Here is a 12,734-nt window from a genome sequence, read left to right as displayed (position 1 = left end):
AGGGGTCGCGCACGACAGTGGCCCACCTGGCGACGACGGGAGACCCTGACGATGGCTGGTGCTGACCGCATCCCCCTGGCCGACCATGTGGCCGACGCCACCGCCCTGCTCGCCCTCGCCCGACGGGGAGAAGTGGCATTGCTGGACGAGAGCGCCGTCGGCCGTGTTGCGGCCGCGCAGGCGCGGGCGGGCGTGGACGTGCCCGGGCACGACAACTCGCAGATGGACGGGTACGCGGTGGCGGGGGTCGATCTCGCGGGCGCCGGCACGGTGACTCTGCCGCTCGGGCCGACGATCGCCGCGGGCGACCTCCCCGGAGAGCTGGCGGCGGGCACGGCGCGGCCGATCATGACCGGCGCCCCGATCCCTGCGGGCGCGGATCTGGTGATCCCGGTCGAGGAGAGCGAGTCCGGCCGATTCGGTGCGGGGGACGACGCGGCGCGCGTCGTGACGCTCACCGCGCAGTCGACCGTGCCGGGCCGTTTCCTGCGGCGGCGGGGCTCCGATACGCACCGCGGCGACACGATCCTGCGGGCAGGCCAGGTGCTGACTCCGGCGCGCATCGCCCACCTCGCCGCGTGCGGCGTCGCCGACGTCGAGATCGAGGCGCCGCTGCGGGTGATCGTGCTGTCCACCGGCAGCGAGGTCGCCAGCCGCGGTGCGACGCCGATCGCCGGGGGCGTGTTCGACGCCAACGGCCCCGGGCTGGCCGCCGCGCTGAGGGCCGCCGGCGCCGAGGTGATCCATCGCGGAGCCGTGCCGGATGACGCGGCCGCGCTCGTGGGCAGCTTGCGCGAACAGGTCGCGACGCACGACGCGGACCTGATCGTCACTAGCGGAGGCGTGAGCGCCGGTGCCTTCGAGGTGGTCCGGCACGCCGCCGCCGGGGACGGCGTCACGATGACCTTCCCGAGTGTGGCGATGCAGCCCGGTGGGCCGCAGGGCATCGGCACCCTCGACCTCGCGGACCGCCGCTTGCCGTGGCTCGCCTTCCCCGGCAACCCCGTCTCCGCCCTCCTCAGTTGTGAGCTCATCGCCCGCCCCGCTCTCGGCGCACCGCCGCGCAGGCGTCTGCGCCTTCCGCTGCAGCTCGAGGCGGCCGAGGCGTCTCCGTCGGCCCTCGAGCAGTACCGGCGGGCGCGTGTGCTGCCGTCGGGGAGGGTACGACTGGTGGGCGGAGCGTCCTCGCACCTCATCGGGGGCCTCGCGGCCGCCGACGCCCTGGTGACGATCCCCGTCGGCGTCGACACCGTGCGCGACGGCGACATCCTGGAGACCCTGCTGATCCCTGGAGGAGACTCATGAACGACCACGCCAGTGGCCTGTCCCATGTGCGGGCCGACGGCTCCGCCCACATGGTCGACGTGACCGACAAGGCCATCACTTCCCGCGAGGCGACCGCTCGCGCCGTGCTGCGCACGCGGCCCGACGTCGTCGACCGCATCGCTCGTGGCGATCTGCCCAAGGGAGAGGCGCTCGCGACCGCCCGCATCGCCGGGATCATGGGCGCCAAACGCACCAGCGAGCTCATCCCGCTGTGCCATCCGCTGCCCCTGACCGGCGTCGAGCTCGACCTCGACGCCCGGGAGGACCGGATCGAGATCACCTCTCGGGTGCGCACTGCCGGCGTCACCGGCGTCGAGATGGAGGCGCTGACCGCGGCCACCGTCGCGGCGCTGACCGTGTACGACATGATCAAGGCCGTCGACCACCTGGCGGTCATCGAAGACGTGGTGGTGCTGGCGAAATCCGGCGGGAAGAGTGGCGACTGGACCCGCGAGAGCGAGCAGGAGGGGACGTCATGAAGGAGATGCCCGCCCAGCGCAGCGACGCGGATTGCGCCGTGCGCGAGGATCAGACCGTCGGCCCGGACCTGCAGGGCAGCGCGCGGGTCCTCATCGCCTCGACCCGTGCGGCCGACGGCACCTACGAGGACCGCACCGGGCCGCTGCTGGTGGACTGGCTGCGCAGCCGGGGCCTGGAGGGTGTCGACAAGGTCGTGGTGGCCGACGGGCCCGAGGTCGGCGCGGCCCTGCGCGCCGCGGTCGAGGCAGGGATCGACGTCGTCCTCACCTCCGGCGGCACGGGGATCAGCCCCACCGACGTCACCCCGGAACAGACTGCCCCGCTCCTGACCCGGGAGATGCCCGGCGTGCTCGAGGCGGTGCGCCGTCTCGGCGCCCAGAAGTCCCCGACGTCTCTGCTCAGTCGAGGGCTCGCGGGGATGGCAGGCAACAGTTTCGTGGTGAATCTGCCCGGTTCGCGCGGGGGAGTCCGCGACGGGATCGCCGTGCTCGACCCGATCCTGGACCACCTGCTGGACCAGCGAGACGGCGGCGGGCACGAGTTCGACGGCGGTCAGCAGGCTGGACGCGCCGACGGGACAGTCTCCGCTCACAACGCCGGCGAGGACCCCGCGCGGGGAGCGACCCCCTTCGGGGCCGGTGGCGCCCAGCTGCAGATCCCCGAGGACCCTGAGATGGGGCAGGGCATCGACCGCGTGCGCCTCGCCGAGGTGTGCGAGGGCGAGGTGACGGTCGCGCGGATGGTCGACGCGGTGACCGACCCTCGCTGCGGCGCGATCGTCACCTTCGACGGCGTGGTCCGGGACCACGACGGCGGTCGCGGCGTCGAGCGCCTCGCGTACTCCGCGCACCCCGGCGCCGGGGACGTGATCGGCGAGGTCGCCCGCGAGATCGCCGAGCGCTACCCGGACACCCTGGTGGCCCTCGCCCACCGGTACGGCGACCTCGAGATCGGGGACAGTGCGCTCACCTGCGCGGTGGCCGCACCCCATCGGAAGCAGGCGTTCGTGGCCTGCGACGACCTCGTCGACACGGTCAAGCAGCGCCTCCCGATCTGGAAGCACCAGGTGTTCGACGACGGGGAGACCGAATGGGTGGGCGCCCTGGGGTAGCGACGCCGTGGCTGCGCCCGGAACTGCCCGGAGATCTGTACGCCACCTGCACGTTACCTGCAGTGGTTACCGTGACCCCATGCGCATCCTCCACCTCAGCGACACCCATCTCTACGGTGACCCGTCGGCCCGGCACTACGACCGCATCGACACCACCGCCGCGTTGCGCGGACTGCTCGCGCGGCTGGACGCGGTCACCGGTCTCGACGCGATTATCCACACCGGGGATGCCTCCGAGGACGGCACCGCCGAAAGCTACCGCCTGCTGCACGAGATCCTCGAGCCGTTCGCGGCCTCGAAGGAGGCGCCGCTGGTCGTGGTGATGGGCAATCACGATGTCTCCGCCGTCTATGGCGAGACGATCTCGCTCGGCGATCGCGGGACCGCGGTCCAGGACCGCGTCGTCACGCTCGCCGACGGCGGGCGCCTCGTCGTGCTCGACTCGAGTGTTCCGGGTGCCGGCTACGGACATCTCGACCCCGAACAGCTGGAATGGCTGCGCGGCATCCTCGCCGAGCCGGCACCGGCCGGGACCGTGCTCGCCATCCACCACCCGCCTCTGGTCGGCGCAACGACGCTGCTGCGCGGGCTGGACCTCGACGGCCTGGACGCACTCGCCGCGGTGCTCGAGGGATCGGACGTGCAGATCGTGCTCTCGGGCCACTACCACCACGAGATGACCGGCGCGATCGCCGGGATTCCGGTGCACGTGGTCCCGGGCATCACCAACGTGGTCGACCCCGTCACGGCAGGCGATCACGAACAGTCACGAGCACAGTCCGGAGCCAGCATCGTCGAGCTCGGCAACGGGGCACCCCGAGTGGTCACCTCGGTGTTCGCCAACGCCGGGGACACCTTCGAAGACCTCGAGCTCCCGGTCTACGACTTCGGCCCGGAGCAGGTCGCCGCGATCGTGGAGGCGGCGGGACGCTGAGCGTCCCGGCCGATTCCGGGCACGAAGAAGCCCCTGCAGAGATCTGCAGGGGCATCGCGGATCGACAGCAGCTGTGCTCAGTATCCGAAGCCGTACGGGCGGATGCCCTGCGTGCCATGTGACCTCATCGTGGCGGTGGAGGCATCGGCTTCGCGACGACCGGCGGCGCCGGCCTCGACGATGTCCTGGGCATGCAGGCGGTCGGACTTGCGGCTCAGAGCGGTGCTGAGCTTGCGGAGGAAGGTCATGGCGGAGTGTCCCCTGTGGTTCGGTGCGACATGGATGGCCGAGCCCTGGATCGCAGGTGCTGCGGTACGTTCGACAGCGTCCGTTCTACCCCGGTCGGGCCGCGACTTCCAGAGCCGGAGCCCGCCTGGTTGCCGAGTTCACAATAAGTATGTGACCTGCCGCGCAGGTGGTGCTCGAGGGTGTGGGGGCGTGCCGTGGCAGGCGGTCAGGAGATCCGGAATTAGCACTCGCCTTGCACGAGTGCCAAAGCGGTCCTAGAGTTGGGGTCGTTGGCAGTCGACGGCCGAGAGTGCCAGAAGCTGCTGCAGAGGGATCCTCCTCGATCGGCACCGCGACGACGATCGGGATCGGGATCCCTGACCCCCTACTCATACAGAGTCATCTCTTCATGAAGGAGTGAGCCGCATGTCGGTCTCCATCAAGCCCCTCGAGGATCGCGTCGTCGTCAAGCCGCTCGAGGCCGAGCAGACCACGGCCTCCGGCCTGGTCATCCCGGACACCGCGAAGGAGAAGCCCCAGGAGGGCGAGGTCGTCGCCGTCGGCGCCGGCCGTTTCGACGACAAGGGCCAGCGCGTCCCCATGGACGTCCAGGTCGGTGACAAGGTCGTCTTCTCCAAGTACGGCGGCACCGAGCTGAAGTACGGCAGCGACGAGTTCCTCGTCCTGGGCGCCCGCGACATCCTCGCGATCATCGAGGCCTGAACCCTATGGCCAAGGAGATCATCTACAACGAGGACGCGCGACGCGCCCTCGAGCGTGGCGTCGACAAGCTCGCCAACACCGTCAAGGTGACGCTCGGCCCCAAGGGCCGCAACGTCGTCCTGGACAAGAAGTGGGGCGCCCCCACCATCACGAACGACGGCGTGACCATTGCTCGTGAGATCGAGCTCGAGGATCCGTACGAGAACCTCGGCGCTCAGCTCACGAAGGAGGTCGCGACCAAGACCAACGACGTGGCCGGCGACGGCACCACCACCGCCACCGTCCTCGCCCAGGCCATCGTGCACGAAGGCCTTCGCAACGTCACCTCGGGCGCCGCTCCGTCGGCCCTGAAGCGCGGCATCGAGCAGGCTGTCGATGCGCTCTCCAAGAAGCTCGGCGAGATCGCCACCCCGGTCGACGGCAAGGAGCAGATCGCGTCCATCGCGTCTGTCTCCAGCCAGGACCGCGAGATCGGCCAGCTGCTGGCCGAGGCGTTCGACAAGGTCGGCAAGGACGGCGTCATCACCGTGGAGGAATCCTCCACCACGGCGATGGAGCTGGACTTCACCGAGGGCATGCAGTTCGACAAGGGCTACATCTCCCCGCACTTCGTCACCGACGCAGAGCGCCAGGAGGTCGTCCTCGAGGACGCCCACGTGCTGCTGCACCAGGGCAAGATCTCGGCCGTGGCCGACATCCTGCCCCTGCTGGAGCAGGTCGTCGAAGGCGGCAAGCCGCTGTTCGTGATCGCTGAGGACGTCGATGGCGAGGCACTGTCCACGCTCGTCGTCAACAAGATCCGTGGCACCTTCAAGGGTGCGGCCGTCAAGGCTCCCGCGTTCGGCGATCGCCGCAAGGCGATGCTGCAGGACATCGCGGTGCTCACCGGCGCCCAGGTCATCACCTCCGACCTCGGTCTTGATCTCAAGACCGTCGGCCCCGAGGTGCTCGGCCAGGCCGGCCGCGTCGTCATCACCAAGGACTCCACCACGATCGTCGGTGGCGCCGGTGACGAGCAGGCGGTCAACGACCGCGTCTCGCAGATCCGCGGCGAGATCGACAACACCGATTCCGACTGGGATCGCGAGAAGCTCCAGGAGCGCCTCGCGAAGCTGGCCGGTGGCGTGTCCGTCATCAAGGTCGGAGCTCACACCGAGGTGGAGCTCAAGGAGAAGAAGATGCGCATCGAGGACGCGGTCTCCGCGACCCGCGCTGCCATCGAAGAGGGCATCGTGGCCGGCGGCGGAAGCGCCATCGTCCAGGCCTCCTCCGTGCTCGAGGGCGATCTCTCGCTCTCCGGCGACGAGGCAGTCGGCGTGCGCGCCGTGGCCCGTGCGGTCGTCGAGCCGCTGCGCTGGATCGCCGAGAACGCCGGCCTCGAGGGCTACGTCGTGGTCGAGAAGGTCAAGGAGGCTCAGGTCGGTTACGGCCTGGACGCCGCGACCGGCGAGTACGTCGACCTCGTGGCAGAGGGCATCATCGATCCGGTCAAGGTCACCCGGTCCGCGCTGCGCAATGCAGCGTCGATCGCTGGGATGGTCCTGACCACCGAGACCCTCGTGATCGAGAAGCAGGACGACGACGAGGCGTGAGCCGAGATGTGAGCTGACCTGAGGGTCGCTCACGGTCGTCAGACGGGCGGGCAGTACGGGGAGACCCGTGCTGCCCGCCCGTTCCTCATGTCGGCGACCAGATGGTCGGGAGCCGGTGTCCTCGCTGGTCGTGCGGGTTCCGCGACGCGGAGTCCCACGTGCGGTGAAGCACTCCTGAGAACGAACTGCGCGGATTAAGATGGGCACGTCCAACAAGTCCATGAGTGCCGACGGTCGGAGGAGAAGTGGTGATCAGCAGTCCGGATGCCATCCACCCCGTGGACGACGGCGATCTGCCCACCCGTACCTTCGGGCCGCCCGCCGGCGTCGTGATCGGCACCCTGGTGGCAGGGTTCGTCTTCGTCGTCGTGCTCGAGTTCCTCGTGCTCATCAGCTTCGTCGGCCAGCGGCTGTGGAACCATCCCGACATGCTGCGCGATGTCGTGTTCACGGCGCCCCTGCTGATCTGGGTCCTGGTCGCGACGCTCGCCGCGATCGTCTGTCTGCGGACCCTCACCGCCTGGTTGCAGATCGATGCCGAAGGCTTCGAACTGCGCAGCCTGGCCCGACGCACCCGCAGGGCCCGCTGGGACGAGGTGGGCCGGGTCATCGCCGTGCGCGACATCGATCGCGGCGCCACCCCCGCGGAGATGCTGGACGCCACCGAGACCGCGTATGACGGCGTCTACGTGATGGACTCCTCCGGCCGACGAGTGCTCGCCGTCTCCAGCCGCTTCTTCGGCCCGCGGGCGCAGGAGATGACGCTGCATCGGGCCCGAGAGGCCGGCGTGAGGATCGACCATATCGACGCGATCACCACGGCGGACCTTCTCGCCCAGGCGCCGCAGGCACTGAGCGTCGTGGACCGCCACCCGAATCTGCTGCTGCTCGCCCTCGCGGCGTTCTACGTCTTCCACAACGTGCTGACCTTCGCCGTGTGGGGTCTGTGAGCGAGCGACCGGGCCGCGCGGCCCGACGGCGTGCGCGCAGGCAGCCCCCGCCGTTGCCGCAGCGTGACGGCCTCGATGCCGTCCGCTGGTCGGTCCCACGGGAGGCACCAGAGTCCCGGCCCGCTCTCGAGTCTCTGCTCGAGCGGTTCCCGGCCCTGGCGGATCCGCAGGCGAAACCGTTGGGCGAGCGCTTCGCGTGCGGCGAGATCGTCGGTGCCGACGGCCGGCCCTGGGCGGCAGCGGATTCTGTCGGCCCCGGGGCCGAACTGTGGTTCCACCGGCAGCTGCGCGCCGAGGACGTGCCGGAGATCGACCTGTCGATCCTGCACCGCGACGAGCACCTGCTGGTGCTCGACAAGCCCCACGACATGGCGACCATGCCGCGGGGAGCGCATGTGCTCTCCAGCGCCCTGGTGAGGCTGCGCCGGGCCACCGGGATCGAGACCCTGGTGCCGCTGCATCGTCTCGATCGCCGCACCGCCGGGGTGCTCGCCTTCGGTATCCGTCCACAGGAGCGCTCGGCCTACCAGCAGCTGTTCGCCCGGTCCGAGGTCGCCAAGGTGTACGAGGCCCGCGTGGTCCCTGCCCCCGAGTGCGTCCTGGCCCTGCAGGAGGGCGAGGAGGCGATCCTGCGCGACCATCTCGTCAAACTCCGCGGCGAGCTCACCGCCCGGGTGCTGGCGGGGGAGCCGAACGCCGTCACAGACCTCACGGTCCTCGAGGTGGCCGGCGACGGTACCGCGCTGCTGCGGCTGCGGCCCCGCACCGGCCGCACCCACCAGCTGCGCCTCCAGCTCTCGAGCCGTGGCGCCCCGATCCTCGGGGAAGATCTGTACCCCGCCCCGCGCGCCGCACCCGCGATGCCGCTCCAGCTGCTGGCCCGCACTCTCTCCTTCACCGACCCCTTCAGCGGGGCGCAGCGGCGATTCGTCTCCCGTCAGCATCCCGCGTCCATGACCAGGGCCCGGAGTACGTAGGCTGTGGCCGTGAAGGCAAGCAGCACCGAGGGGCCCGGGGAGCAGCCATCCCGCGATGATGCCCCGCAGCCGCGACGCACACGCAGTGGCGCCGTGATCATCGGCCCCAGCATCGCAGGGCGGTACCGGCCCGGTGCCCTGATCGGTCTGCCCCTCGTCTCCGTCCTGCTCAGTCCGTTCGCCGGGGCCGGCTTGCAGCAATGGCGTCGTGGCCGGCTCGGCGACGGGCACGACGGTCTGCTCGAACAGCTCCTCGCGCCGGCCTGGACGCAGCTGCTGGTCGGCGCTGCGCTGCTGTGGGCGCTGTTCGCCCTGTGGGGACTCATCCCGGTGCTCGTCACCCATCGCGTCGCGCTCCTGGACGAGGCCGACGGCACCCTCGGGCTGCGGCGCGGGCTGCGGGTGGTCGATCGCGCCCGGGTCGCGGAGGTGGACTATGCGGTGGGGGAGGCCGAACGAGGGAGCCTGGCACTCATCGGGCTGCAGCAGGCCGGTGGCACGTCCCACCAGTGGGTGATCCCGGAGATCGGCTGGGATTCCGCGTCCTTCGACGGGCTGCGTGTCCTGCAGGGCGTCGCCGGACTGCGCCCCGCGCCCTCGCGTGCGGTGCTCGTCGATCTCGCCCGCAGTCGGCGTCGCGTGGCTCGCGACCGGGAGCTCGCCGCGCGCCTCGGAATGCCCTGGCATCCCTGCTACGAGGACGACGCCGTGGCCTTCCGGACCGAGTTCGACCGGGTGCGCAGAGTCCTCGGAGGCCAGGAGCCTGCTCGACCGGGCGACCCGAAGCCCTAGGCCCTCGAGCCGCAGCAGCGGGGAGCGGTGCCCCTCAGAAGACGGCGCGCAGAACCAGGACCCCGAGGGCGCCGATGCCGGCGGCCGCCGGCAGCGTGATGAGCCACGCGAGGAAGATCGGCCGCATCAGCCTCCAGTTCGCCGAGCGGTTCACCATGCCCACGCCGAGAACCGCGCCGATGAGGATGTGGGTCGAGGACACCGGGAGGCCCATGACGGAGGCGGCCAGCACCACCGCGGCGGCCGAGAGCTCAGCGGCGAAGCCGGAGGACGGGTGCATCGACGTCAGGCCGGTGCCGACGGTGGCGATCACCCGTCGGCCGATGAACCACAGGCCGGAGACGAGGGCGATGCCGAAGGCGACGAGCACGGCGGTGGGGACCGTGGCCTCCTCCGAGATGGCGCCGGTGCGCAGCACGTCGAGCACGGCTGCGAACGGGCCGATCGCGTTGGCGATGTCGTTGGCACCGTGGCTGAACGCGAAGGCGCAGGCCGTGAACACCTGCATCCAGCTGAACATGATGAACGTGGCCCGGTTGATCGACTGCTTCTTCAGGGCACGTGCGAACAGCGTCACGCCCATCCACACGGCGACCCCGACCATGAGCAGCAGCAGCAGACCGCCTCCGAGGGAGATGCCCAGCTCGAGATTGCGCAGGCCCTTGAACACGAGCATCGCCGCGATGATCACGGCGCCTCCCGCGGCCAGCGGCGGGACCCGCCGCTCCAGGGCGTGGTACGCGGCCTTGCGCTCGATCTTGCGGGCGGCCTTGCGTTCCTTCTTGGACAGCAGCGCGGCGGCTTCGGCGAGCTGCGCCCCCGGTCCACCGGGCCTGAGGTCGAGCGCGGCCGATTCGGCGAACGCAGCCTGCTGGAGCTCGGAGACGCGCTCGTAGCCCGGGACGTGGCGCCGTTCCTGGTCCTCGTCGTCGTCATCGTCATCGTCGTCGAGGTCGTCCTCCTCGTCGTCGAAGCCGTGCGAGCCCAGGGCGACGGCACGGGCCGCCGGCGTGAGGATATGCCTCTTGATGAGACCGAACAGGATGAAGGAGGCGGCGCCGCCCAGGAGGGGGGAGAGGACCCAGGAGATCGCGATCTGCCCGATCTCGCCCCACTGGACCATGTCCAGCCCGCCGGTGCCGGTGACCACTCCGGTGGTGAGCGCGGCCCCGACGATGCCGCCGATGATCGCGTGGGTGGTGGAGACCGGCCAACCCATCTTGGTCGCCAGCAGCAGCCAGACCGCTGCGCCCAGCAGGGCCGACATCATGATGTAGACGAAATCCTGGGGGTCCACGTGCATGCTGTCGAGGTCGACGATGCCGCTGCGGACGGTCTCGGTGACCGAACCACCGGCGAGGATCGCGCCGGAGACCTCGAAGACGGCGGCCACCATGAGCGCCTGCTTCATCGTGAGGGTCCCGGCTCCGACGCTCGTGCCGAAGGAGTTGGCGACATCGTTGCCGCCGATGTTGAACGCCATGAACAGGCCGAACATGATCGCGATGATCAGCAGCGCCGGGCTCACCGAGGCGTCGGTGTGGGAGAACGACCAGATGGTGAGGGAGATGAACGTGGCAGCCGTGAGGAGGCCGAAGCTGAGGTGCCAGTTCCGGTTGCTTCCGGCTCCGGTCGAGCCGGGGAGGGCGGAATCGGTCTGAACGCTCGTGGGGGACATGGTCGAGCTCCCGGGAAGAAGGTGGACAGTCTCGTGGATCGTCTGCATGCCCCGCCTCCGGGGCGACGCCACTCTAGGCCACGATCGACCCTCTCAGCGGGCCCCCTCGATGCCCCGCCGTGACGGATCCGACTCCCAACGCGCGCCGCAATCCGGGGTGATGCCTCCCACCCGCGACATCACTGCAGGTCACATGGTGGAGCGAGGAGAGTAGGGCGGGAGGCAGGACTGCACACGGTGCGCCGACGCCGGTACCATCGATACATGACGAGCGCGGATCCCTTCGGTTTCATCGGACTCACCTACGACGACGTCCTGCTTCTGCCCGGGGAGACCGACGTGATCCCCTCGGAGGCGGACACGTCCAGTCGGCTCACCCGGGACATCACCCTGAACCTGCCACTCGCGAGCGCTGCGATGGACACGGTCACTGAATCCCGGATGGCCATCGCCATGGCCCGCCACGGCGGCATCGGCATCCTCCACCGCAACCTCTCCATCGAGGACCAGGCCCACCAGGTCGACCTCGTCAAGCGCACCCAGACCGGCCGCATCACCAACCCCGTGACGATCGGCTCCGGGGCGACGCTCGAGAGCTTCGACGCGGTCTGCGGCCAGTACCGCGTCTCCGGCCTGCCGGTCGTGGACGAGAGCGACCGCCTGCTGGGCGTCTGCACCAATCGCGACCTGCGTTTCATCCCCGTCGCCGAGTGGGCCACCACCAAGGTCGGCGACGTCATGACCACCGAGCTGTTCACGGCTCCGGTTGACGTCACCCCCGAGCAGGCCACTGCGCTGCTGCGCAAGAACAAGCGCGAGCGGCTCCCGCTGGTCGACGCCGACGGCGTGCTGCGCGGCCTGATCACCGTCAAGGACTTCGTGAAGTCCGAGCAGTTCCCCGACGCCTCCAAGGACCGCCATGGCCGCCTCCTGGTCGGGGCCGGCGTCGGCTTCTTCGGAGACTCCCTCGAGCGCGCGGGCGCCCTGCGTGAGGCCGGGGTCGACGTGCTGGTCGTCGACACCGCCAACGGTCACGCTCGTCTCGCCCTCGAGATGATCAGCCGGATCAAGCAGGACCCGTACTTCGCGGACGTCCAGGTGATCGGCGGCAACGTCGCGACCCAGGCCGGGGCGCAGGCCCTGGTCGACGCCGGGGCCGACGCCGTGAAGGTCGGTATCGGGCCGGGGTCCATCTGCACCACCCGCGTGGTCGCCGGCGTCGGCGTCCCGCAGATCACGGCGATCCATGAGGCCTCCAAGGCCTGCGGGCCGGCGGGTGTCCCGCTGATCGGTGACGGCGGTCTGCAGTACTCCGGAGACATCGCCAAGGCCCTCGTCGCGGGCGCGGACACCGTCATGGTCGGCTCCCTGCTGGCCGGCACCGAGGAGTCCCCCGGTGAGGTCGTGCTGGTGGGCGGCAAGCAGTTCAAGGCGTATCGCGGCATGGGCTCGCTCGGCGCGATGGCCTCCCGCGGCAAGCAGTCCTTCTCCAAGGATCGCTATTTCCAGGCCGACGTCGCCAGCGACGACAAGATCGTGCCCGAAGGCATCGAAGGCCGGGTCTCGTACAAGGGCCAGCTCGGCACCGTCATCCACCAGCTCGTGGGCGGCCTGCACCAGACGATGTTCTACGTCGGTGCGAACACCGTGCCCGAGCTCAAGGAGCGCGGACAGTTCGTACGGATCACCCCGGCAGGGCTCAAGGAGTCCCACCCCCATGACATGGCGGCGATCATGGAAGCCCCGAACTACACCTCGCACTGAGGCGCTCGGCGCCATCGCGGGCCGGGGCCGCCGGCGCCACCTCGCACGGTGGAGGCTGGCACGACCTTCCGCGGTGGCGACCGGCTCCTCGCTTCTCGTGTGACTTTGCGCAGGTCTTGACGCGTTCATTCCGTGCCCAAGGTCGCACTGGTCCTCGCCCTGCGGTGATCGGGTGGGGG

At 70.2% G+C, this 12,734-nt stretch carries 12 protein-coding genes; 10 read left to right on the top strand and 2 right to left on the bottom strand.

Annotated features, from left to right (window positions below; all coding sequences use genetic code 11):
- Positions 1–51: 51 nt before the first annotated feature.
- The 4 genes from glp (at position 52) to INT51_RS08450 (ending at position 3,851) form a co-directional block, all read left to right on the top strand.
- Positions 52–1,305 carry a gephyrin-like molybdotransferase Glp gene (glp, locus tag INT51_RS08465; protein WP_193104861.1) on the top strand — a complete coding sequence of 418 codons (1,254 nt, stop codon included), beginning with the start codon at positions 52–54 and terminating at the stop codon, positions 1,303–1,305.
- Positions 1,302–1,805: a cyclic pyranopterin monophosphate synthase MoaC gene (moaC, locus tag INT51_RS08460; RefSeq protein ID WP_193104860.1), complete on the top strand. Its 504-nt coding sequence runs from the start codon at positions 1,302–1,304 to the stop codon at positions 1,803–1,805. Before glp ends, moaC begins: the two co-directional genes overlap by 4 nt.
- Positions 1,802–2,917, top strand: a complete 1,116-nt coding sequence (locus tag INT51_RS08455; RefSeq protein ID WP_193104859.1) for a molybdenum cofactor biosynthesis protein MoaE — start codon at positions 1,802–1,804, stop codon at positions 2,915–2,917. Before moaC ends, INT51_RS08455 begins: the two co-directional genes overlap by 4 nt.
- Before the next feature lie 79 nt (positions 2,918–2,996).
- Positions 2,997–3,851, top strand: coding sequence for a metallophosphoesterase (locus tag INT51_RS08450; RefSeq protein WP_193104858.1), 855 nt, complete (start codon positions 2,997–2,999; stop codon positions 3,849–3,851).
- 77 nt (positions 3,852–3,928) lie between these two features.
- Here INT51_RS08450 and INT51_RS08445 read toward each other — a convergent pair whose 3' ends face one another.
- Positions 3,929–4,099 carry a hypothetical protein gene (locus INT51_RS08445; RefSeq protein ID WP_193104857.1) on the bottom strand — a complete coding sequence of 57 codons (171 nt, stop codon included), beginning with the start codon at positions 4,097–4,099 and terminating at the stop codon, positions 3,929–3,931.
- A 406-nt stretch (positions 4,100–4,505) separates the two neighbouring features.
- Here INT51_RS08445 and groES point away from each other — a divergent pair, with 406 nt between their 5' ends.
- The 5 genes from groES (at position 4,506) to INT51_RS08420 (ending at position 9,113) form a co-directional block, all read left to right on the top strand.
- Positions 4,506–4,802 carry a co-chaperone GroES gene (gene groES / locus INT51_RS08440; RefSeq protein ID WP_193104856.1) on the top strand — a complete coding sequence of 99 codons (297 nt, stop codon included), beginning with the start codon at positions 4,506–4,508 and terminating at the stop codon, positions 4,800–4,802.
- Positions 4,803–4,807: 5 nt separating this feature from the next.
- Positions 4,808–6,394, top strand: coding sequence for a chaperonin GroEL (gene groL / locus INT51_RS08435; protein ID WP_193104855.1), 1,587 nt, complete (start codon positions 4,808–4,810; stop codon positions 6,392–6,394).
- Positions 6,395–6,642: 248 nt separating this feature from the next.
- Complete coding sequence (locus INT51_RS08430) at positions 6,643–7,344, top strand: hypothetical protein (RefSeq protein ID WP_193104854.1); 702 nt, start codon at positions 6,643–6,645, stop codon at positions 7,342–7,344.
- Positions 7,345–7,397: 53 nt separating this feature from the next.
- Positions 7,398–8,321, top strand: coding sequence for a pseudouridine synthase (locus tag INT51_RS08425; RefSeq protein WP_226832127.1), 924 nt, complete (start codon positions 7,398–7,400; stop codon positions 8,319–8,321).
- Positions 8,322–8,330: 9 nt separating this feature from the next.
- Entirely contained in the window at positions 8,331–9,113 is a 783-nt protein-coding gene (locus INT51_RS08420; RefSeq protein ID WP_193104852.1) for a hypothetical protein, read from the top strand.
- A gap of 34 nt (positions 9,114–9,147) precedes the next feature.
- On the opposite strand, the gene INT51_RS08415 is transcribed toward INT51_RS08420, so the two are convergent.
- Positions 9,148–10,791 carry an inorganic phosphate transporter gene (locus tag INT51_RS08415; RefSeq protein WP_193104851.1) on the bottom strand — a complete coding sequence of 548 codons (1,644 nt, stop codon included), beginning with the start codon at positions 10,789–10,791 and terminating at the stop codon, positions 9,148–9,150.
- Between the two features lie 264 nt (positions 10,792–11,055).
- On the opposite strand from INT51_RS08415, the gene guaB reads away from it, so the two are divergent.
- The gene (guaB, locus tag INT51_RS08410; RefSeq protein ID WP_193104850.1) at positions 11,056–12,555 is read left to right on the top strand and encodes an IMP dehydrogenase; all 1,500 of its coding nucleotides are present in this window, start codon (positions 11,056–11,058) and stop codon (positions 12,553–12,555) included.
- The last annotated feature ends 179 nt before the right edge of the window (positions 12,556–12,734 follow it).

The organism is Brachybacterium sp. FME24 (assembly GCF_014897705.1).
GTDB lineage: Bacteria > Actinomycetota > Actinomycetes > Actinomycetales > Dermabacteraceae > Brachybacterium.
Note: the sequence above shows the minus strand (reverse complement) of the source record. Positions and strands in the feature narration are given on the sequence as shown.